General features: G+C 64.6%; 21 protein-coding genes and 1 other RNA gene. 10 read left to right on the top strand and 12 right to left on the bottom strand.

Annotated elements, in window-relative coordinates; genetic code table 11:
• Positions 1-55: 55 nt before the first annotated feature.
• The 6 genes from J8I82_RS09475 (at position 56) to J8I82_RS09450 (ending at position 5,363) form a co-directional block, all read left to right on the top strand.
• Positions 56-1,237 (top strand): glycerophosphodiester phosphodiesterase, encoded by a 1,182-nt coding sequence (locus tag J8I82_RS09475; RefSeq protein ID WP_431831539.1) that lies wholly within the window; start codon positions 56-58, stop codon positions 1,235-1,237.
• A 74-nt stretch (positions 1,238-1,311) separates the two neighbouring features.
• Positions 1,312-1,893 (top strand): Holliday junction branch migration protein RuvA, encoded by a 582-nt coding sequence (gene ruvA, locus J8I82_RS09470; RefSeq protein WP_209756625.1) that lies wholly within the window; start codon positions 1,312-1,314, stop codon positions 1,891-1,893.
• 45 nt (positions 1,894-1,938) lie between these two features.
• Positions 1,939-2,997, top strand: a complete 1,059-nt coding sequence (gene ruvB, locus J8I82_RS09465; RefSeq protein WP_209756623.1) for a Holliday junction branch migration DNA helicase RuvB — start codon at positions 1,939-1,941, stop codon at positions 2,995-2,997.
• A gap of 215 nt (positions 2,998-3,212) precedes the next feature.
• On the top strand, positions 3,213-3,827 hold the full coding sequence (locus J8I82_RS09460; RefSeq protein ID WP_245179581.1) for a hypothetical protein: 615 nt from the start codon (positions 3,213-3,215) through the stop codon (positions 3,825-3,827).
• A gap of 44 nt (positions 3,828-3,871) precedes the next feature.
• Positions 3,872-4,456, top strand: coding sequence for a BPSL1445 family SYLF domain-containing lipoprotein (locus J8I82_RS09455; protein ID WP_209756621.1), 585 nt, complete (start codon positions 3,872-3,874; stop codon positions 4,454-4,456).
• Positions 4,457-4,637: 181 nt separating this feature from the next.
• Positions 4,638-5,363 carry a queuosine precursor transporter gene (locus J8I82_RS09450; RefSeq protein ID WP_209756619.1) on the top strand — a complete coding sequence of 242 codons (726 nt, stop codon included), beginning with the start codon at positions 4,638-4,640 and terminating at the stop codon, positions 5,361-5,363.
• 39 nt (positions 5,364-5,402) lie between these two features.
• On the opposite strand, the gene J8I82_RS09445 is transcribed toward J8I82_RS09450, so the two are convergent.
• The 4 genes from J8I82_RS09445 to tyrS all read right to left on the bottom strand — a co-directional run bounded on the left by J8I82_RS09445 (position 5,403) and on the right by tyrS (position 8,533).
• Positions 5,403-6,077, bottom strand: a complete 675-nt coding sequence (locus tag J8I82_RS09445) for a histidine phosphatase family protein (RefSeq protein ID WP_209756617.1) — start codon at positions 6,075-6,077, stop codon at positions 5,403-5,405.
• Between the two features lie 29 nt (positions 6,078-6,106).
• Positions 6,107-6,754, bottom strand: a complete 648-nt coding sequence (locus tag J8I82_RS09440) for a YbhB/YbcL family Raf kinase inhibitor-like protein (protein ID WP_209756615.1) — start codon at positions 6,752-6,754, stop codon at positions 6,107-6,109.
• A gap of 65 nt (positions 6,755-6,819) precedes the next feature.
• Entirely contained in the window at positions 6,820-7,281 is a 462-nt protein-coding gene (gene dtd, locus J8I82_RS09435) for a D-aminoacyl-tRNA deacylase (RefSeq protein ID WP_209756613.1), read from the bottom strand.
• 10 nt (positions 7,282-7,291) lie between these two features.
• On the bottom strand, positions 7,292-8,533 hold the full coding sequence (gene tyrS, locus J8I82_RS09430; RefSeq protein ID WP_209756611.1) for a tyrosine--tRNA ligase: 1,242 nt from the start codon (positions 8,531-8,533) through the stop codon (positions 7,292-7,294).
• Positions 8,534-8,803: 270 nt separating this feature from the next.
• Here tyrS and J8I82_RS09425 point away from each other — a divergent pair, with 270 nt between their 5' ends.
• Together J8I82_RS09425 and J8I82_RS09420 are read left to right on the top strand one after the other, a co-directional pair.
• A complete protein-coding gene (locus J8I82_RS09425; protein WP_209756609.1) occupies positions 8,804-10,198 on the top strand; it encodes a M23 family metallopeptidase in 1,395 nt (464 codons plus the stop codon).
• Between the two features lie 50 nt (positions 10,199-10,248).
• The gene (locus J8I82_RS09420; RefSeq protein ID WP_245179600.1) at positions 10,249-11,334 is read left to right on the top strand and encodes an anhydro-N-acetylmuramic acid kinase; all 1,086 of its coding nucleotides are present in this window, start codon (positions 10,249-10,251) and stop codon (positions 11,332-11,334) included.
• On the opposite strand, the gene J8I82_RS09415 is transcribed toward J8I82_RS09420, so the two are convergent.
• Positions 11,322-12,239, bottom strand: a complete 918-nt coding sequence (locus J8I82_RS09415; RefSeq protein WP_209756605.1) for a LysR family transcriptional regulator — start codon at positions 12,237-12,239, stop codon at positions 11,322-11,324. The two genes, J8I82_RS09420 and J8I82_RS09415, sit on opposite strands and share 13 nt — an antisense overlap.
• Positions 12,240-12,329: 90 nt before the next feature.
• On the opposite strand from J8I82_RS09415, the gene J8I82_RS09410 reads away from it, so the two are divergent.
• Positions 12,330-13,139, top strand: a complete 810-nt coding sequence (locus J8I82_RS09410; protein WP_209756603.1) for a phytanoyl-CoA dioxygenase family protein — start codon at positions 12,330-12,332, stop codon at positions 13,137-13,139.
• A 54-nt stretch (positions 13,140-13,193) separates the two neighbouring features.
• Here J8I82_RS09410 and erpA read toward each other — a convergent pair whose 3' ends face one another.
• The 5 genes from erpA to rplM form a co-directional block, all read right to left on the bottom strand.
• The gene (erpA, locus tag J8I82_RS09405; RefSeq protein WP_010813904.1) at positions 13,194-13,562 is read right to left on the bottom strand and encodes an iron-sulfur cluster insertion protein ErpA; all 369 of its coding nucleotides are present in this window, start codon (positions 13,560-13,562) and stop codon (positions 13,194-13,196) included.
• 112 nt (positions 13,563-13,674) lie between these two features.
• Positions 13,675-15,372 carry a group II intron reverse transcriptase/maturase gene (gene ltrA / locus J8I82_RS09400; protein ID WP_116369473.1) on the bottom strand — a complete coding sequence of 566 codons (1,698 nt, stop codon included), beginning with the start codon at positions 15,370-15,372 and terminating at the stop codon, positions 13,675-13,677.
• A 1,239-nt stretch (positions 15,373-16,611) separates the two neighbouring features.
• The gene (locus tag J8I82_RS09395; RefSeq protein ID WP_209756600.1) at positions 16,612-17,109 is read right to left on the bottom strand and encodes a bactofilin family protein; all 498 of its coding nucleotides are present in this window, start codon (positions 17,107-17,109) and stop codon (positions 16,612-16,614) included.
• A 255-nt stretch (positions 17,110-17,364) separates the two neighbouring features.
• A complete protein-coding gene (gene rpsI / locus J8I82_RS09390; protein ID WP_018312775.1) occupies positions 17,365-17,757 on the bottom strand; it encodes a 30S ribosomal protein S9 in 393 nt (130 codons plus the stop codon).
• A 12-nt stretch (positions 17,758-17,769) separates the two neighbouring features.
• Positions 17,770-18,198 carry a 50S ribosomal protein L13 gene (rplM, locus tag J8I82_RS09385; RefSeq protein ID WP_010813907.1) on the bottom strand — a complete coding sequence of 143 codons (429 nt, stop codon included), beginning with the start codon at positions 18,196-18,198 and terminating at the stop codon, positions 17,770-17,772.
• Between the two features lie 734 nt (positions 18,199-18,932).
• Between rplM and J8I82_RS09380 the strand changes: the two genes are divergently transcribed.
• Complete coding sequence (locus J8I82_RS09380; RefSeq protein ID WP_209756598.1) at positions 18,933-19,355, top strand: OsmC family protein; 423 nt, start codon at positions 18,933-18,935, stop codon at positions 19,353-19,355.
• Between the two features lie 64 nt (positions 19,356-19,419).
• Here the strand turns inward: J8I82_RS09380 and rnpB are convergent.
• An RNA gene (rnpB, locus tag J8I82_RS09375) (RNase P RNA component class A) lies at positions 19,420-19,760 on the bottom strand.
• A gap of 23 nt (positions 19,761-19,783) precedes the next feature.
• Positions 19,784-20,632 (bottom strand): DUF3025 domain-containing protein, encoded by an 849-nt coding sequence (locus J8I82_RS09370; RefSeq protein WP_209756596.1) that lies wholly within the window; start codon positions 20,630-20,632, stop codon positions 19,784-19,786.
• Positions 20,633-20,637 lie beyond the last annotated feature (5 nt).

Below are 20,637 nucleotides of genomic sequence, written 5' to 3'. Positions count from 1 at the left end.
CTTCCCGCAGGAATACTGAATGCCAAGCCAGATTGATGTCCTCGCCCGCCCCGTAATGCTTGCCTTGCGGCGCTGGCGGATCCCGGTCACCGCGGCCGCCGCCAGCGCCATGCTGGTCGCCGGCTGTGCCACCGCGCCCCGGCCGAAGCCCCATGCAACGCCTGCGCCAGCACCGGCCCCGGCACCAGGCGCGCCGCAGCCCCCCACCGCAGAGAAGCCCAAGGCCCTGGTCATCGCCCACCGCGGCGCCAGCGCATTGCGCCCCGAACACACGCTGGCCGCCTATGCCAAGGCGATCGAGGACGGCGCCGATGCAATCGAGCCCGATCTCGTCATCACCCGCGATGGCGTACTGGTAGCCCGCCACGAGAACGACATCACCGGCACCACCAACGTCGCCGACGTGGCGCAATTTGCGGACCGCAAGCGCACCAAGGTCATCGACGGCGAGCGCCTGACCGGCTGGTTCACCGAAGACTTCACGCTGGCAGAACTCAAGACGCTGCGCGCGCGCGAGCGCATCCCGCAACTGCGCCCGGCCAATGCGCGCCTGAACGACCAGTTCGAGATTCCCACTTTCGATGAGATTGTTCGCCTTGCCGAGCAGGCATCGCTTCGCACCGGCAAACCCATCGGCATCTACGCCGAGCTGAAGCATCCGAGCTATTTCCGCGGCATCGGCCTGCCCATGGAAGACAAGCTCGCCGCCGCGGTGCGCGCCAAGCCTTATCTCGGCCAGGCACCGCTGTTCATCCAATGCTTTGAAGGCGGCAGCCTGCGCGCACTGCGGCGCACGTTCGGCCACGCGCAGCCCAACGTCAAACTGGTGCAACTGGTCGGCAACCCGCGCAAGAGCCCCGCCGACTGGAAGCTCGCCGGCGACACCCGCACCTTCGGCGACATGCTGAATACGACCGGCCTGCGCGAAGTCGCGACCTACGCCGACGGCATCGGCCCGGAGAAAAGCAGTGTAGTGCCGCGCGACGCCCAGGGCGCGCTCGCCGCGCCGACCGCGTTGGTCCGCCAGGCTCATGCCGCCAGCCTGTTCGTCCATCCCTATACCTTCCGCCCGGAGAACAGCTTCCTGCCCAAGACGCTGCAGACGGGCGGCGACGAGGCCACGCGCAGCCCGTCGGGCATGGTGCGCGAGCTGGAAGCGTTTATCGCGGCGGGCGTCGATGGCTTCTTCACCGACGACCCGGCGCTGGGGCGCCGCGCGGTCGATGGAAATCGCTGAGGCCACAAGATGGCGGCAATGCGGCCGCGGGGTACACTTGCGGCCGCCTTATTCCCCACCCAACAAACCCAGACATGATCGGACGCATCGCCGGCACCCTCATCGAGAAAAATCCTCCGCACCTGCTGGTCGACTGCCATGGCGTCGGCTATGAAGTCGACGTACCGATGAGCACCTTCTATAACCTGCCGGCGGCGGGCCAGCCGGTCACGCTGCTGACGCAGCTCATCGTGCGCGAGGACGCGCACCTGCTGTACGGCTTCGGCACGGCGGCCGAGCGCAATACCTTCCGCGAGCTGATCAAGATCAGCGGCATCGGCGCGCGCATGGCGCTGGCGGTGCTGTCGGGCATGTCGGTATCCGAGCTGGCGCAGGCGATCACGCTGCAGGAAGCGGGCCGGCTGACACGCGTGCCGGGCATCGGCAAGAAGACCGCCGAGCGGCTGCTGCTCGAGCTCAAGGGCAAGCTGGGCGCGGAACTGGGGCACGCGCCCGGCGCCACGGCGGTGCCCGACAGCGCCGTCGATGTGCTTAACGCGCTGCTCGCGCTGGGCTACTCGGAGAAGGAAGCCGCCTCGGCAATCAAGCAGGTGCCGGCCGGTACCGGCGTGTCCGAGGGCATCAAGCTGGCGCTCAAGGCCTTGTCCAAGGGCTGAGGCGTAGAATGGCGGGGTGTTTTCCGGGTATCCCCCATTAGCGCCATGATCGAGACCGACAAGCTTTCCGCCCCCGCCCGCGTGATTACCGCCACCCCCGCCTCGTCGCAGGAGGAGGCGTTCGAGCGCGCGCTGCGGCCCAAGCTGCTGGATGAGTACGTCGGCCAGGAAAAGGTGCGCGGGCAGCTCGATATCTTCATGCACGCCGCGCGCAAGCGGCGCGAGGCGCTCGACCACGTGCTGCTGTTCGGCCCCCCTGGCCTGGGCAAGACCACGCTGGCCCATATCATCGCGCGCGAAATGGGCGTAGGCCTGCGCCAGACTTCCGGGCCGGTGCTGGAGCGCCCGGGCGACCTCGCGGCGCTGCTGACCAACCTGGAAGCCAACGACGTGCTCTTCATCGACGAGATCCACCGGCTGTCGCCGGTCGTCGAGGAGATCCTGTACCCGGCGCTGGAGGATTACCAGATCGACATCATGATCGGAGAAGGCCCGGCGGCCCGCTCGGTCAAGCTCGACCTGCAGCCGTTCACGCTGGTGGGCGCCACCACGCGCGCCGGCATGCTGACCAATCCGCTGCGCGACCGCTTCGGCATCGTGGCGCGGCTGGAGTTCTACAACGCCGAGGAACTGGCGCGCATCGTCACGCGCTCGGCGCAGTTGCTGCACGCCAGCATCGATCCGCAAGGCGCGCTGGAGATCGCGCGGCGCGCGCGCGGCACCCCACGTATCGCCAACCGGCTGCTGCGCCGCGTGCGCGACTATGCCGAGGTCAAGGGCGACGGCACCATCACGCGCGAGATGGCCGATGCCGCGCTGGCCATGCTGGACGTCGACCGCGTCGGCTTCGACCTGATGGACCGCAAGCTGCTGGAAGCGGTGCTGCACAAGTTCGGCGGCGGCCCGGTGGGCGTGGACAACTTGGCCGCGGCCATCGGCGAGGAGCGAGACACCATCGAGGACGTGCTCGAACCCTACCTGATCCAGCAGGGCTACCTGCAGCGCACGCCGCGCGGGCGCGTGGCCACGGCGGCAGCCTACCGGCATTTCGGGCTGGCGTCGCCGCAGTCTGGCGGCGGCGGCGAGTTGTTCGACGGGCAGTAAGGCGCGGCGCCGACGCAGGGGCATCAGCCAATTAAACGTTTTAATTTCGCGCCACAAATTTTTTCGAAGTGGATTGCTGGCCCATGGCCCATTGTCCACAATGGCTTCATCGGCACCTGCCTGGTGCCCGCCGATGACCGCCCAGGAGGCAGCCCAGGGTTGCCCCGCGGTTGCGGCGCCATTGTGAACCGGTTTCCGACCCTGCAAGGAATGCCATGAGCCGTCGCCTGCGTCGCTCCACCTCGTCCCTTCTCGCCGCCACCCTGGCCAGTGCCGCATTCGCGTTACTAGCTGCCGGGAACGCCAACGCCCAGCGTGCGCAGGGGCCCGTCGGCGTCGCCGAGGAAGCCGTGATCAGCGGCAAGATCATCGATATCGATCCCAACTCCAAGGCCGTGCTGGTGCAAGGCCCGCGCGGCAATGTGGTCGAACTGGTCGCGGGCGACGAAGCGAAGAACTTCGGCCAGGTCCGCAAGGGCGACATCGTCACCGTGACCCGAGGCGCGGCCCTGGTGGCATCGCTGGAACCGCTCGACAGCAAGACCACGGCCATGGCCGAACAGGTTGACCGCACCACGCGCGCCGCCGACGGCGGCAAGCCCGGCATCGCGCGCGAGATCACCACTACGGTCACCGCGGAGATCACCAAGGTCGATCCGGCCAAGCGCCTGGTCACGTTCCGTGGACCGCGCGAGACGCTGCGCACCGTCAAGGTCGAGGATCCCGCCATCGACCTGAACCAGATCAAGCGCGGGCAGATGGCCAAGCTCGTCTATCGTGAAGTGGTGGCCATCACGGTCAAGGCACCGGCGGCGGCCGCAGCCAACTAAACACCGTGCCGGGCGCGGTACTTTTCCCCACCAGGAGGTTACCTATGAATCGTCGCCACTTTGTTACCCGGGTTGCCGGCTCGGGCCTGCTCGTTGCCACCGCAATGGCGGCAGGCTGCACCACCACCGGCACCAGCGCCTCGAAGGATCCGGTCGCCAAGAAGCAGGAAATCGATGCCGGGGTGGACGGCGCGCTGAACCGGCTGTACTCCGCCAACGCCGGCGCACGCGACCTGGCGCAGCGTGCGCAAGGTGTCCTGGTGTTCCCGCGTGTCATCTCGGCCGGCCTGGTGGTGGGCGGCGAATACGGCGAAGGTGCGCTGCGATCGAAGGGCGCGACGGTCGGCTACTACAGCACGACGCAGGCCTCGGTCGGGCTGACCGCCGGCGGGCAATCGAAGGCCGTCATCATCATGTTCATGACCCCGGAGGCCTACAACAAGTTTGTCTCCAGCAAGGGCTGGACCGCCGGCGCCGATGCCAACGTGGCGGTGGCCAAGGTCGGCGCGGATGGCAGGCTCGACACCCTGACCAGCCAGCAGCCGGTGATTGCCTTCGTGCAGACCAATGCCGGCCTGATGTTCGACGTCTCGGTGAACGGCTCCAAGATCACCAAGCTGGATATCTGACGCGGCCGCCCGATCCCGCAATTTGTGCAATTCCCGGCTTCGGCCGGGAATTTTCATTTCGGACGGCCGCGGCAACACCCGGGCTCGCCTGGCTCACCGCCTCAGGCGCGGCAGATTGCGAGGCCCGCTGGCATAATCGCGCCCAAAACACCGCGCGCCAGCGCCTCCGACCGGAGCCCTCATGTCCGCCGTCCCCGCCAGCACGACCCATCCGGGCCGCGTCTACCGCTACTATGACTTCGTCATGGTGGCATTCGTCACCGTGCTGCTATGCTCGAACCTGATCGGCGCGGCCAAGGCGGCGCAGGTGACGCTGCCCGTGATCGGCACGGTGACCTTCGGCGCCGGCGTGCTGTTCTTCCCGATTTCGTACATCTTCGGCGACGTGCTGACCGAGGTCTACGGCTATGGCCGCGACCGGCGCGTGGTCTGGGCCGGCTTCGCCGCGCTGGCGTTCGCCACCTTCATGAGCCTGGTGGTGCTGAACATGCCGGTCGCGCCGTTCATGGCCGACTACCAGAAGAGCTTGCAGGATGTGTTCGGCAACACCTGGCGCATCGCGCTCGGTTCGCTGATCGCATTCTGCTGCGGCAGTTTCACCAACAGCTATGTGCTGGCGAAGATGAAGCTGTGGACGGGAGGGCGGTGGCTGTGGACGCGCACGATCGGCTCGACCCTGGCGGGCGAGCTGGTCGATTCATCGCTGTTCTACGTGATCGCCTTTTATGGCATCTGGCCGCTGGAAAAGGTAGTCCAGGTCGCCGTGGCGCAGTACGTGCTGAAGACCGGCTGGGAAGTCGTGATGACGCCGGTGACGTACAAGGTGGTGGGGTTCCTGAAGCGGGCGGAGAACGAGGACTACTTCGACCGGCATACCAACTTCACGCCGTTCCGCGTGAGGGTCTGAAGCCCTCTCCCGCCGGTCGGGAGAGAGAAATCCAAGGATTCAGGGGACCCGCCGGTCGACCTCGTCCAGCGCCAGGTTTTCCAGGTAGCTGACATCGCCCCACGCCGCCAGCATCAGGTGCGAGCTGTCGCTGCGCAGCCGGTTGACGCTGGCATTGAGCAGCTCGTGCTGGCGCGGCGCTTCCAGCGTCATGCCGGTTGCCTCGCGGTACAGGCAGTCGAGCACGCCGCCATGCGCGACCAGCGCGATACGCTCGCCGGGATGGCGGCGCGACAGCGCCAGCACAGCGTCGACGGTGCGCTCATGGAAACCGAGCAGCGATTCGCCCTCCGGCGGCGCGTAGTCCGGCACGCGCGCCTGCCAGCGGGCGAAGTCTTCGGGCAGATCCTCGGCCACTTCGGCGTAAGTCTTGCCCTGCAGCGTGCCGTAGCTGCGCTCGCGCAGGCGCGCGTCGGGGCATATCTGCAGCCCCAGCGCCTCGGCCAGCGGCGCCGCGGTTTCCATGGCCCGCGACAGGTCGCTGGAATACACCGCATCGATCGGCTCGCCGGCCAGCGCGGCCGCCAGCGCGCGCGCCTGGGCGCGGCCGGTCTCGTTCAGCGGAATATCGAGCTGGCCTTGCAGCCGGCGCTCCCGGTTCCAGGCCGTTTCGCCATGGCGGATTACGATCAGGTGGGTAAAGGCCAGCGATTGCAGCCCGGGGCTTAACGACATGCCGATTCCTTCGGTTTCCTTGAAGCCGCTTACTTCGCCAGCTTGGGATTAAGCGTGTAGGTGCCGGTCAGGCTGGCCTGCGCCAGCACGTGGCCCTGGATCGCGTCGCGCACCTGCGCGCCGGTGAAGGTGCCATCGAGCGGCAGGCGGTCGATGTCCAGCGCATACAGCGTGAACACGTAGTGATGCAGCAGCGTGTCGTTCCACGGCGGGCACGGGCCGTCATAGCCAAAGTAGTCGCCCTTCATGTCGGCATCGCCGGCGAACCAGCCGGTGTAGTCGTTGATGCCGTGGCGCAGGCCACCCGCGGTAGCGGTGCCGCCGGTAGCCTCGGGGCCCGGCTTGCCGCGCGCGATCACGCCATCGCTGTGCGAGGCGGCGGCGATCGAGCTCAGGCCCGGCGGAATGTCGACCAGCACCCAGTGGAAGAAGTCCACGCGCGGCAGCGAGGCCGGCACTTCGCGGCCTTCCTGGTTAACGTCGTCGCCCTTGCTGGGCACATCGCGGTCGTGGCAGATCAGCACGAACGAACGCGTCTCGGCCGGTGCATCTTCCCAGTGCAGGTCGGGATTGCGGTTGGTCGACAAGGCCACGTGGCTGGCGGCGTCGGGCACGCAGAAAGCAAACTCGCCAGGGATCGGCGCGTTGTCGTTGAAGGACTTGCTCCAGAGTTTCATTTGTCTCTCCTGTCTTGATGCCGCGCCGGGGCGCGGCAGCTTGGATCTGTGTCTTGAGACCTGTGTCAGGCCGGCGGCACCCGCAGCCAGAACGTGACCGGCCCGTCGTTGACCAGGCTGACCTGCATCATCGCGCCGAACTCGCCGGTCTCCACCCGCGGATGCGCCGCGCGCGCCTTTGCCACGAAATGTTCGTACAACCGCTTGCCGTCCTCCGGCGACGCCGCCGGCGTGAAGCTGGGCCGCGTGCCGCTGTTGGTGTCGGCCGCCAGCGTGAACTGCGACACCACCAGCAGGCCGCCGGCATTGCCGTTGCCGTCCATGTTCTGCACCGGCAGGTTCATCTTGCCGGCGGCATCCGAAAACACCCGGTATGACAGCGTCTTGGCCAGCAGCCGCTCGGCCTGCGCCTCGGTGTCGCCGCGCTCGGCGCAGACCAGTGCCAGCAGGCCGGCGCCGATCTCGCCGGTGGTGCGGCCGTCGACGGTCACGCGGGCCTGCGCGACACGCTGGATCAGTGCGATCATGCCCGCTGCCTCAGGACAGCGTCACGCGCGCGAAGCGGCGCTTGCCGACCTGCACAACGTAGGTGCCGGCGGCGACCCTGGTCGCCTTGTCACTGACCGTGGCGCCGTCGATCTTGACACCGCCCTGCTCGATATTGCGGTTGGCTTCCGAAGTCGACGGCACCAGGTTCGCCTGCTTGAGCAGTTGTGCGATGCCCAGCGGCGCACCTTCCAGGCTGACCGCGGGGATATCGTCCGGCACACCGCCGCGCGCGCGGTGGTTGAAGTCTTCCAGCGCCTTCTCGGCATCGGACTGGCTGTGGAAGCGCGCCACGATCTCCTGCGCCAGCATCACCTTGCAGTCGCGCGGGTTGCGGCCCGCGGCGATTTCCTGCTTCATCAGGTCGATCTCGGCAAGCGGGCGGAACGACAGCAACGTGTAGTACTGCCACATCAGGTCATCGGAGATGCTCATCAGCTTGCCGAACATGTCGTTGGGCGCCTCGGTCACGCCGACATAGTTGCCCTTGGACTTGGACATCTTTTCCACGCCGTCCAGGCCCACCAGCAGCGGCATGGTCAGGATGCACTGCGGCTCCTGGCCGTATTCCTTCTGCAGTTCGCGGCCAACCAGCAGGTTGAATTTCTGGTCGGTGCCGCCGAGCTCCAGATCGGACTTGAGCGCGACCGAGTCATAGCCCTGCATCAGCGGGTAGAGGAATTCATGCACCGAAATCGGAATCCCGGAGCGGAACCGCTTGGTGAAGTCGTCGCGCTCCATCATCCGTGCCACGGTGTACTTGGCGGCCAGCTGGATCATGCCGCGCGCGCCCAGCGGGTCGCACCACTCGCTGTTGTAGCGGATTTCGGTGCGGGCCGGGTCCAGCACCAGGCTGGCCTGGCGGTAGTAAGTCTGCGCGTTGGCCTCGATCTGCTCGCGCGTCAGCGGCGGCCGCGTGCTGTTGCGGCCCGACGGATCGCCAATGGTCGAGGTGAAATCGCCAATCAGGAAAATCACCTGGTGGCCGAGGTCCTGCAGCTGGCGCAGCTTGTTCAGCACCACGGTGTGGCCGATATGGATGTCGGGCGCGGTCGGATCCAGGCCCAGCTTGATACGCAGCGGCACGCCGGTGGCCTCGCTGCGCGCCAGCTTCTGCGCCCATTCGGATTCGATCAGCAGCTCGTCGCAGCCACGCTTGGAGACCTCCAGGGCGTGCAACACCGACGGCGTCAGGGGGAATTTGGCCGCGGGGCCCGTGGAAACTTCAGTCATGACGTAAGTCTTTGAAATACATGAAATTTTAGGAAAGATTCCGACAGCCGCGAGCAGCGGATTTTGGTATAATCCGCCTTTCCGGGCGCCAACGGGACCCTTTCCTGTGCGCCACCCGTCACCTGCCGCAGCACTCGATCCGAATCGAGGCCGCGATCCGATGCAGATGGCCCGATAAAGTGAACAGCACACGCCGCACCTCGGGGGAGGAAGGCAGACGAGACACATCGTTCCGGCAGCGGTGCTCAGACCAAGGTTGAATTTTACGTGATGTGGTCAAGACTCCGCGAAGTTTTCGCGCGCGAGCTGGTGGTTCTTGTTGACCCAACCAACCCCCAGCATGCGCGCCGGCGCAAGCAACTCACTGCCTCTGTGGGCGCGATCTTCACGCTCGGCATGGCCGCGGCGATGGGCGTTGCACCGCGCAGCGCCTTCGATGATCCGCTCGCCCCGCGCACCGAGCAGGCCCTGCGCATGCCCGATGTGCGCGAGCAGCTCGACCTGCTCACCGACAGCCAGGCCGTGTACGTGCGCGAAGAGCGCATGCAGCGCGGCGACACCATCGGCAGCCTGCTGCGCCGTCTCGGCGTGGACGATCCCGATGCGCAGTCCTTTATCGTCAAGAACCCCACCGCGCGCGGGCTGTTCAGCCTGAACCCCGGCCAGGCGGTGCAGGCGGAGATCGATGAAAGCAACATGCTGGTGTCGCTGCAGGCCAACCTCGGGGGCGACGCCGCGGCCTCGCGCGAGCTGGTGATCGAGCGTGTGCGCGCGGCAGCCGGCAATGGCAGCGCCACCTACAAGGCCAAGGTCCAGCGCGTCGACAACGACGTGCACTACGAGATGGCGTCGGGCGCGATTTCCGGCGCCGGCTTCTTCAAGGCCATGGATGCAGCCAACGTGCCCGACGAGGTCGTGCAGCAGATGCTGTCGATCTTTTCCGGCGTGATCGACTTCCACCACGATATCGCCAGCGGCGACCGCTTCCGCATCATCTATGAAGCGGGCTTCCGCGACGGCACCTTCGTGCGCAATGGCCGCGTGATCGCGATCGAGCTGATCAACCGCAACCAGCTGCACCAGGCGCTGTGGTTCTCGCCGGAAGACAGCAAGGATGGCGCCGGCGCCTACTACACGTTCGACGGGCGCAGTATGAAGCGGCCGTTCCTGCGTTCGCCAGTGGAGTTCTCGCGCGTGTCGTCGGGCTTCGGCGGCCGCGAGCATCCGCTGCACCACGACTGGGCCCAGCACAAGGGCGTCGACTTCGCAGCCCCGACCGGCACCAAGGTGCTGGCCACCGGCGACGGCGTGGTCGAATTCGTCGGCCAGCAGAACGGCTACGGCAACATCGTCATCCTGAGCCATGCCAACGGCTACTCGACCTACTACGCGCACCTGTCCGGCTTTGCCGGCATGCGCCAGGGCCAGCCGGTGCGGCAAGGCCAGCTGATCGGCTATGTCGGCTCGACCGGCTGGGCCACCGGGCCGCACCTGCACTATGAGTTCCGCTTCAATGACGTGCCGCAGAACCCGCTGACCATCACGCTGATGGAATCCCCGCCGCTGAGCGGCAAGTCGCGCCAGGAATTCCAGACCTACACCAGCGGGCTGCTCAGCCGCATCAATGCGCTGCGCGCCTACAACGTGCTGACCGCTTCCAACTAACGCGGACCGTGAGCCAGCCCGTGCCAGGCAGCGAACGCTATATCGGCATCATGTCCGGCACCAGCATGGATGGTGCCGATGCGGTGCTGGTCGATTTCAGCGGCGCGCGGCCGGAGGTACTGGCCGCCGCCAGCGAACCCTTCGCCGACGCGCTGCGCGCGGCATACAGCGCCCTGCAGCAGCCGGGCGAGGATGAGATCCACCGCGAGGCACTGGCGGCCAATGCGCTGGCCGAGGTCTACGCCGCATGCGTGGCCACGCTACTGCGCGAGTCGGGCGTAGCAGCCGCCTCGGTCGCCGCCATCGGCGCGCACGGCCAGACCATCCGGCACCGGCCCGGCCTGTACGACGGCATCGGCTATACGCGCCAGAGCCAGCATCCGGCCCGGCTGGCCGAACTCGCCGGCATCGATGTGGTGGCGGACTTCCGCAGCCGGGACGTCGCCGCCGGCGGCCAGGGCGCCCCACTGGTGCCAGCGCTACATCATGCGCTGTTCGGCAGCGACGCCGAGACCCGTGTTGCCTGCAATATCGGGGGCATTTCCAATATCAGCATCCTGCCTGCCACCGGCGCCGTCAGCGGCTTCGACTGCGGCCCGGGCAATGCGCTGCTCGACTACTGGATCCATCGCCACCGCGGGCTGCCGTTCGACAGCAATGGCGACTGGTCAGCCGGCGGGCGCGTCGACGATGCACTGCTGGCGCGGTGCCTGGCGGAACCCTACTTCAGCGTGCCGCCGCCCAAGAGCACCGGCCGCGACCTGTTCCATCCCGGCTGGCTGGAGCTCCAACTGCAAGCTTTCGCACACCTCGCGCCTGGCGACGTGCAGGCGACGCTGGCGGCGCTGACCGCCGAAGCCATCGCGCGCGACGTCCGTATCCACGCGCGTGATGCAAGGCGCCTCGTGGTCTGCGGCGGCGGCGCCCGTAACGCCTTCGTAATGGCGCGGCTGGCGCAGGCGCTGCCCGGCGTGGCCATCGAGACATCGGAACACTACGGCGTACCGGTCTCGCAGGTCGAAGCCATCGCCTTTGCCTGGCTGGCGCGCCAGTGCACGCTGCGCCTTCCTGGCAACGTACCTGCCGTGACCGGCGCTGCCGGGCCGCGCGTGCTGGGCGCGATCTATCCGCGCTGAACGGCTTGCGCCTCGGCGGCGCCCTCTTCCACGTACATCATGAATGCCTGCGCCAGCGGCGACGCCCGCATGGCCGGCGAGCGCGCCAGCACCACGTGCTGCGGCGTCACCGGCTCGCGCAGCGGCAGGCAGACGATTGGCATGCCGTCATAGCTGTGGTCCCCGGCCGGCCGTGTGCAGGACAGCGCCACGCCGTAGCCATGCGCGACCAGTCCGCGCTGCATCTCGAAGGTCTGCGTGTACTGGTGCGGCGCCGGATGCAGGCCATGCGTCCAGAACAGCGACAGGAAGTATTCGCGCGTCTGCGGGATGTCCTCGAGGATCAGGCGCTCGCCAGCAAGGTCGGCCAGGCTCACGTCGGCGCTGCATGCCAGCGCATGCCCCGTGGGCAGCAGCGCGTAAGGCGGCAGTCGGGCAAGCGTGCAGCGCTCGGTGCGCGCATCCAGCCCGAGGTCGTAGGTCAGCGCCAGTTCCGCCTTGCCGGCCTGCAGCGCGCGGTGCACGGTAGCGAGATCAGCCTCGAACAGGGTCACCGAGACGCGGGGGTGCCTCTCGCGAAAGCCGGCCAGCAGGCGCGGCACGAAATACGGCCCCAGGTCCTGGAAACACGTCAGCGACAACTGGCCGCTCAGGCCGCGCTCGCCCGCTTCGTCGGCAGTCAGGCCCGCGGCCAGCGCCAGTATGTCGCGCGCACGGCCAAGCAGGCGCTGTCCGGCCGGCGTCAGCGCCAGGCCACGGCTGACCTGGCGCCGGAACAGCGACTCGCCCAGCGCGTCCTCCAGCTGTGCGATCGCGGTCGACACAGACGGCTGCGACACATGGCGGGCGCGCGCCGCGGCGCTGATGCTGCCATGCTCGGCGGCGGCGACGAAGTACTCGAGCTGGCGAAAAGAGAAAGGGATCATGTTTTCCTATATCACACCATAGGAAATATATGCTTTTCCTATCCATCGCCGATGCCGATACTGCGAGCATCGCCAAACGGAGCCCCCACCATGGAAATTACCCAGGAACAGATCGATACCTACCAGCGCGACGGCGTGCTGGTGCTGCGCGGCGCGTTCGCTGAGTGGGTCGAGCCCTTGCGCGAAGGTTTCGCGCAGAACCTGGCCGAGCCCGGCCCCTTCGCCATCGAGAACGTACGGGCCGGCGAAGGCGGGCGCTTTTTCGAGGACTACTGCAACTGGCAGCGCATCGCGCCATTCGATGCCTTTATCCGCCAGTCCCCGGCGGCGTCCATCGCCGGCCGCATCATGCAATCGCATGCCGTGCAGGTGTTCCACGAACACATCCTGGTGAAGGAGCCTGGCACGGCCAAACCCACGCCGTGGCACCAGGACCTGCCCTACTATTGCGTCGACGGCACGCAGACCGCGAGCTACTGGATCCCGCTGGATCCCGTCACGCAAGCCAATACCCTGCGCGTGGTGGCCGGCTCGCATCGCTGGCCAAGGCTGGTGCGGCCCAAGCGCTGGGCCAGCAACGAAAGCTTCTATGGCAGCCAGGACGACGATGACAGCGCGTTCATGGACATGCCGGATGTCGAGGACGGCAGCCACACCCTGCTCGCGCCCGAACTCGAGCCGGGCGATGCGGTAGTGTTCGACTTCCGCACCGTGCACGGTGCCGCGGGCAATACCGGCAACGGCCGCCGGCGTGCGTTCTCGGCGCGTTTCCTTGGGGACGACGTGCGCTTCATGCAGCGGCCGGGACGTACCTCGCCCCCGTTTCCCGGCATCGGCCAGCAGACTGGCGAGCGTTTGCGCGAAGACTGGTTTCCGGTGGTGTGGCGCGCCGGCCAGTAATCACGATCCAAAAAAAACGCACCCGAAGGTGCGTTTTTTTAAGGCCGGAACCGCTCAGACCGAGAACGACGAGCCGCAACCACAGGTGGTCGAGGCGTTCGGGTTCTTGATCACGAACTGGGCGCCGTTGATGTCTTCCTTGTAGTCGATCTCGGCGCCGACCAGGTACTGGTAGCTCATCGAGTCGATCAGCAGGGTGACGCCGTTCTTGACCATGGTGGTGTCGTCTTCGTTGACTTCCTCGTCGAAGGTGAAGCCGTACTGGAAGCCCGAGCAGCCGCCGCCCTGCACGAACACGCGCAGTTTCAGCTCGGCATTGCCCTCTTCCTCGATCAACTGCTTGACCTTGTCGGCGGCGCTGTCGGTAAAGACGAACGGTGCCGGCACGTCCTCGGTAACGGGTGCCTCTGCGACTGCGTTCATGGGGTGTTCTCCTGTTTAGTTGGGTAGGGACAGGTCATTGCTGACCCATCCCCCCCTAAGAACCGTACGTGCGAGTTTCCCCGCATACGGCTCAAGCCTTTCAAAGTACGTTTTATTGTACCGGTTTCACTACGGGTCTGCCGTGGTGGTGCACTTGCTTGTGGCAATCAGGGTGTAGCAGCACACGATTCCCTAGAGCGTCCGAGCCTCCGTATGTACGGTACTCGATGTGATGGTCTTCCCACCCTGTCTCTTTGGTGATCTTGCACTCACACACCGCACACAACCCCCGCTGGGAAATGTAGAGCTTAATCCACTGCTTCCGGTGCGACATGTTGTTTAACATGCGCTCCTGACGCAGCGTTTCACCATACCTTTCCTGCGCTGGGTCGAAGGGATGATAGTCCCCACGAACCTTGTTGTGCCTTCGGATAGGGGTACCCGCGAGGGAATAAAGCCCCATCCATCGGCTATTGCCGTCGCCATCCACGATTGTGGTTCCAAACACCCAACTCCGATCCCCTACTGGCGCGTAGTACTTCTTCCGCACCCATTGGGTGTTCTTCTGTGGATGTCGCCGTTTCGCCCACCGCCATAGAGCCTTGGATACTTCGTACTCCAAGCGGTTGAACGTCGCCTTCGCAACCACCGGGCTGTGATACTGCGCCCATCCTCTTAGCATCGGGTTCAGCAAGTTGATGATGCTAACTTGCTTCGCCGTCTTGTTAGCACTGATGACCCCTTTCACCTTGCTATAGAACGTTTGCACGTTCTTCTTGCTCGGCTTAATGAGCAGCGTTCCCGAATATTTCCGGAAATTCCACCCAAGGAAGTCAAAGCCGTCAGCGATGTTGACGATCCGCGTTTTCTCCGTCGATAGCGTCAGCCCCCGTACTGCCAAGAACTGTTCTACCCACGGCTTCACTTCGCTTTCTAGGATCTCCGGCGTACTGCCAGTGATCACGAAGTCGTCCGCGTAACGCACTACATTCACTTTCAGCTTCTTCGTGTTGACGACGCCTAGCTTAGTCTCGAGAGACTTAACCAGTTGCCGTTCCAACCCATTCAGCGCCACGTTAGCCAGAGTCGGGGAGATGATGCCCCCCTGCGGTGTTCCGGCTTCGGTCGCCTGAAACTGGCCCTGAAATACCACGCCAGCTTTCAACCACTTCTGAAGGATTGCGCTGTCCATTGGGACATTGCGCACCAGCCAGGCATGATCGATATGGTCAAAGCAGCCCTTAATATCCGCTTCCAGAATCCATTGGGACGAGGCCTTCTTGGACAGGTTTCGGAATAGCTGGGACATAGCGTCCGCTGTAGAACGGTTGATCCGGAACCCGTAAGAGTTCGGATCGCTCGTCCCTTCGGACACCGGCTCCAGCGCCAGCAGATACAGCGCTTGCATGGCTCGGTCTAACATGGTCGGGATGCCCAGAGGGCGCTCCTTCCCATTGGCCTTGGGGATAAAAACCCTCCGTAATGGCAAAGGTCTGTACCCCCGGCGCTTCAACCTCCCGATGGCTTCCCACCGAGCTTCAGGCGAGTCCCACTTTTCGCGATCGACGCCTGCCGTTCGCTTACCTTGGTTCTCCGTCACTCGCTTCACCGCCGATGCCTTGGCGGAAAACGAGCGGGTCAGAGACCGTTGCAGGGCTTTCACCCTCCGCCAGTCCCCTTCCTGTGTCGCCTTCGCAATTCGAATCTGCGTCGCTCGAACGTTCCGCTCCACACGGCGCCAATCAATGGCACCCCAGGTTTGCGGCACGCCGGAGGGCGCAGATTCATCCTCGCGGATCAATGCTTCCATGCTGCCCTCCTATCTTGAGGATCTTCCCCAAACATTCGAGAGACAGCACGCCCCTTGAGGGACGTGTTGCCCCCCAAGGGAAGAAAATTTAAACAAGCGAGATCAGTCAGCCGTCCTGCGACGATTGACCAGTTGGAAGTCTGCCCGCTTTCGCGTGGGATGATGTTTCAACCCCTATCCGAGCCATTACAGCCAGGCATTCGCTTTCTCCAACCTCCCATACCCGCACAGCCAACAGCGTTCCTTGCGGTTCGCTTGCCTGAGCCAAACTGCACTCCGGCAGCCATACGGGCTTACCACGTTCCCTGCGCATTACACGACTGGGTTAGGGCCTGCCTTTCCGCCGGCGGTTGTATGGCGACGTGTTCCGGCGTACCAGCGGAACAACCAACCGCACACCTTTTGGTTGATGCCTATCAGCAGCTTTGGCATCTCAATACTGACGACGTTTACCAGCAGTTCACTTACGTTGCCCGTACCAGCCAGCCTAGCTCCTCGACCCCATTGCTGCTCGGAGTCTCTGCCATCAGTCTCACAACTGGGTGACACCCTTGCGGGGAAACATTGTCGGGAGAGCTTCATACCCCACCGTTGCCAGTGACGCATGTCCCCCTAGGCTACTGCTAGTCGCATAGCAGGTTCTCTATCGAAGCACCCGCATGAGCGCATTCGACCGAACCATAACGCGCAGAGCTTGCGCTCCGGGACCTCACTTCCTTACTTCATGTGCCCCCATACTGGCGAGCGCTTGACGGTGGCTAGCTCTCGAGAGCGCCAACCTCCGTCCCAAGGACTGCAGCGCCGACCCCACTGGATCGGTTCAAATGCATGTAACGATTTAGCAACAAAACAGACGTTGCATAGCCGTCCGCACCTCCGTAGAGGGGCGTTTACAAAGAAACTCGCCCAAAGGCGAGCGTCCCCGCCCTTGGGCAATGGCTGGAAATTCATCCAGCAAAAAGCAAACCGTGGGGCACCAATACTCCGGCTCCCACAGCACATCGGACTCACCCTGGCTGTTAGGCTGGGCTTGTCTAAGCAAGAAATGGTTGGGATTGGACGGTCTGGCCGAAGCCTTTCCTTGTCCCAACAAGGTCGATGCTCCTTACGTTGGAGCTACCCGGACACGATAGTGCGTGTCGCACGATACGCCTGTATTCTAAGCGCTACTGAAAGATCGTGCCGAACCCCTTTGTTTTCAAGGGTTTCGTGCAGGGTTTCGTGCGTGCGGCAGGCCGCTCAGGCGGCCTTTTCCGTGGGACTGGCGGCATCCGCCGGAGTTTCCCCGGCCGCCGCGTCGTCGCCAGGCGGCGTTTCCGCAACTTCGGTAACCGGTCCTGCGTCGACCACATTGGGCAACGCCTTGATTTCGCCGGCCGCGCCCTGCGCAAGCGGGACCAACCGGCCTTCGACCAGCGCGCCCTGGTGCATCTCCAGCGCTGCGTAGCGCACGTCGCCCAGCACGCGGGCCTCCGGTTGCAGTTCCAGCAGGTCGGTCGCCTGCACCGGACCCTTCACCGTGCCGTTGAGCACGAGGTGACCGACGCTGATCTCGCCTTCGACCACACCCTTCTCGCTGACCACCAGCATGCTCGGCTTGCCGGGCGCCGCAATAACGTTGCCGCGCACACGCCCGTCCAGCCGCAGGCCGCCGCCAAACACCAGGTCGCCGTCGATGGCGGTATCTGCGCCGATCAGCGTATCGATCGAAAGGCCCTTCTTCTTCGAAAACAACATCGCTCTCACTCCTCTCTCGTTCGTACCGGGCGCCGCCGGGCCCGGGGCGCGTCGCCATGGCAGACGGCTTGCCGATGGCGACAGGGCGTGATTGTATCCGCGTGCAGCTCATACCCTACAAAAGTCTGGTGGCCCATCCGCAATTTCGGCAGCCGCGGGTGAAACCGTTGCGTCGTGGCAAAAAAAAACCGCACGGCAAGCGTGCGGTTTTTTGGATTTCGCGGCATCCAGTTGGACCGGATCCGCGAAAACGCATCAGCGCTTCGAGAACTGCTTGCGACGACGCGCCTTGTGGAAGCCGACCTTCTTACGTTCGACTTCACGTGCATCGCGCGTGACGTAGCCAGCCTTCGACAGGGCCGACTTCAGGGTCGCATCGTAGTCGATCAGGGCGCGGGTGATGCCGTGGCGCACTGCGCCGGCCTGGCCCGTTTCGCCACCGCCAGTCACGTTGACCTTGATGTCGAACGTTTCGCCGTGGGCGGTCAGTTCCAGGGGCTGGCGCACGATCATCAGCGAGGTTTCGCGAGCGAAATACTCTTTGATGGGCTTGCCGTTGACGACGATGTCGCCCTTGCCCGACTTGATGAAGACACGAGCCACAGCGCTCTTGCGGCGGCCAGTACCGTAATTCCAGTTACCGATCATGGATTGGCCTCCTTAGATTTCCAGCGCCTTGGGCTGCTGCGCTTCGTGCGGATGCTCGGCTTCGGCGTAAACCTTCAGCTTCTTGATCATCGCGTAGCCCAGCGGACCCTTCGGCAGCATGCCCTTCACAGCCTTTTCCAGGGCACGGCCCGGGAAACGCTGCTGCATCTTGCCGAACGTCGTTTCGTAGATACCGCCCGGGTAACCCGAATGGCGATAGTACTTCTTGTCCGTTTCCTTGGTACCCGTGACACGCAGCTTGGCTGCATTGACGATGATGATGTAATCACCCGTGTCGACGTGCGGAGTGAATTCCGGCTTGTGCTTGCCGCGCAGACGGCGTGCCACTTCGCTGGCGACACGGCCGAGGACTTTGTCCGTCGCGTCAATCACGTACCAGTCGCGCTTTACCTCATGAGGCTTGGCGGAAAAGGTCTTCATGATTTTTCCTGACTATTAGTTCGTGCCCGAAATCCGACTCGCGAAGGCTTGTGCTCGCCCCTGCAAGTCTTGTGGCCCGCCCTGAGACTGGCCGGATGCTGCTTCTCTTTCCCGCGGGCATGACGGAAAAGCCCACGATTATAATGGCGGCTGTCGGACTGGCACAAGCAAAGACTGAGGTTTTCGTCAAGATCGTCGCCCACAATTCGCCCGCCCGGGCAGCATGCGCCACGCCGCTGCTCTGGTCGCGCGGGAACTGCGCCCTCGCACGGACGAAAAAAAACCCAAGCTGGTTTAGCTTGGGTTTGAATCCACCAAAGGAGGAGGGTGGAGGAGACACCTGGAGATCGACGGGGAACTGCGGGCGGTGCGGCTGGCGTATCCGGAAGGCTTCGCTTTCGCACTCTGGCGCGCTGTTGGCGCCGTCGTTCAATGATTGGAATTATACATGGGGTTTTCCCGGATGCAAGGGAAATTTGTACTGCGAAATGCGATTTCGTATTGCGGGAAGACGTCCTGCTTTCCCGCCGCGTACAAATTTCCTTTAAAAACAAAAGCTTGATCGAAAAAATATGTCATTGCCGAGCCGGCACATTAGAGGAAACCCTCAGGTTTCTTAAGGATATCGGCATCCCAGAGCCAGACTTGACGATGCCATATACTGAGAATTGCAAGATGCGAGATCACGCGATAGTGATTGCAATAGCACAACACAAACGACAGGAACGAACAAAATGGAATGCAAAGTGACATGGATGGGTGCCGACGGCATGAGCTTCGTGGCCCAGACCGGCAGCGGCCATATCGTTGCGATGGACGGCGCTCCCGAGGGCGGCGGCCATAACCTTGCGCCGCGGCCGATGGAAATGGTGCTGGTCGGCACCGGTGGCTGCACTGCCTATGACGTAGTGCTGATCCTCAAGCGCGGCCGCCAGGACGTGCGCGGCTGCAGCGTGCAGCTGCAGGCAGAGCGCGCCAGCGAGGACCCCAAGGTCTTCACCCGCATCAACTTCCATTTTGTGGTGACCGGCAAGAATCTCAACCCCGCCACGGTCGAGCGCGCGATCAAGCTGTCGCACGAGAAGTACTGCTCGGCGTCGATCATGCTGGCCAAGACGGCCGAGATCACGCACACGCTGGAAATCGTCGAAGGCTGAAAAAAGCAGATGGAAGTTTGCAGACCCGGTAAGCCGCGCGGGCGCCGGGTCATGCCGAAGACTGAAGCAAAGCAGGCCGATAAGCCGGATTCTGTGCACACCGCTCGCCTTGCGGCCAGCGGCGCGTGACAACCATTCCTCTAGGCCGGCTGTTACCAGCCGGCTCCAGCTCCCTACCCGCAGACTCAGCGGGCCGCTTCATCGCCTGCCTATTTGGGATTGCTCCAGGTGGAGGTTACCGCGTTTCACCCTTCCCGCCAGGCGAACCCGGCGGCAAGACTCGTCTCTGTGGCCCTATTCCGCACGTTGCCGTGGATGGCTGTTAGCCAACACCCTGCCCTGTGGAGTCCGGACTTTCCTCCCCCTGCACCTCGCGGTGCAGGCAGCGGTTGCCTGGCCTGCTTTGCGGGCCGCAGTCTAACACCGATTCAATCCGGTTGCCGGCGTAAATCCCGCATGCGTCCGGGCCGGAACACCGTGGTGTCGGCATAGAAACCGGGCGAGGCGTTGTCGTCACACCACCCCGGGATTCCCATGACGGGCAGCGGCGCGAAGCAACGGCCGCCGCGCAGCGTGCCGGCTACAGCCGCCGCCTGCAACGACAGCGCCACCGCCTTATCCAGCATATCCGGCGCGCCACCCGGCACCAGCGGCAGCGTCCAGGCATGCGCGGTCACGGCCTTGTACGGCCGCACCAGCTTTTCCAGCAGTGCATGGCCGAACGGCACGACTCTGCACGCGGTGTCCCACGCGTGGCGCCGCGCGACAAAAAGCTGCTGCCAGGCAAACCCTCGCAGCGCTTCGGCATGTTCATCGCCCTCGCTCATGAACAGCACCGCGTTTTCGTCAAACAGCGTGGCGGCATCGCGTACACCGCCGCGCGCGGTCCGCACGCCTTCGCGCGCGATCACCGTGGCCTGGATCTGGTTAAGCACGCGCTTGGCCTGCGGGAAATGCAGCCAGACCAGCGCGTTGAAGAAATCGTGGAGGTTGTCGCGCGTCGGGACTTCGCCGGTGGCGTCGATATGCGCTTCATAGGCGCTGCCCTCGGCCAAGGCCTGCTGCGGGACAAAGCGCAGCGACAGGCCGCGCGCGTTGCGCAGGCCCAGCGCGCCAGACTGGGCATCCAGCAGTGCGCGCAGGTCGGCACCGCGATGCACTGCCGCGGCCAGCGCTGCGCCGCGCGCGGCAAAGGGTTGGAACCATGGCCGGGACCAGTCGATCCCGGCCAGCGCGGCGACGAAGGACTCGGCCGCCGCGCTTGCTCCGGCGTGCAACGCCG

This window comes from Cupriavidus consociatus (genome assembly GCF_017814975.1).
Classification (GTDB): domain Bacteria; phylum Pseudomonadota; class Gammaproteobacteria; order Burkholderiales; family Burkholderiaceae; genus Cupriavidus; species Cupriavidus consociatus.
The sequence above is the reverse complement of the archived record's forward strand: the minus strand, read 5'-3'. Positions and strand labels throughout refer to the sequence as shown.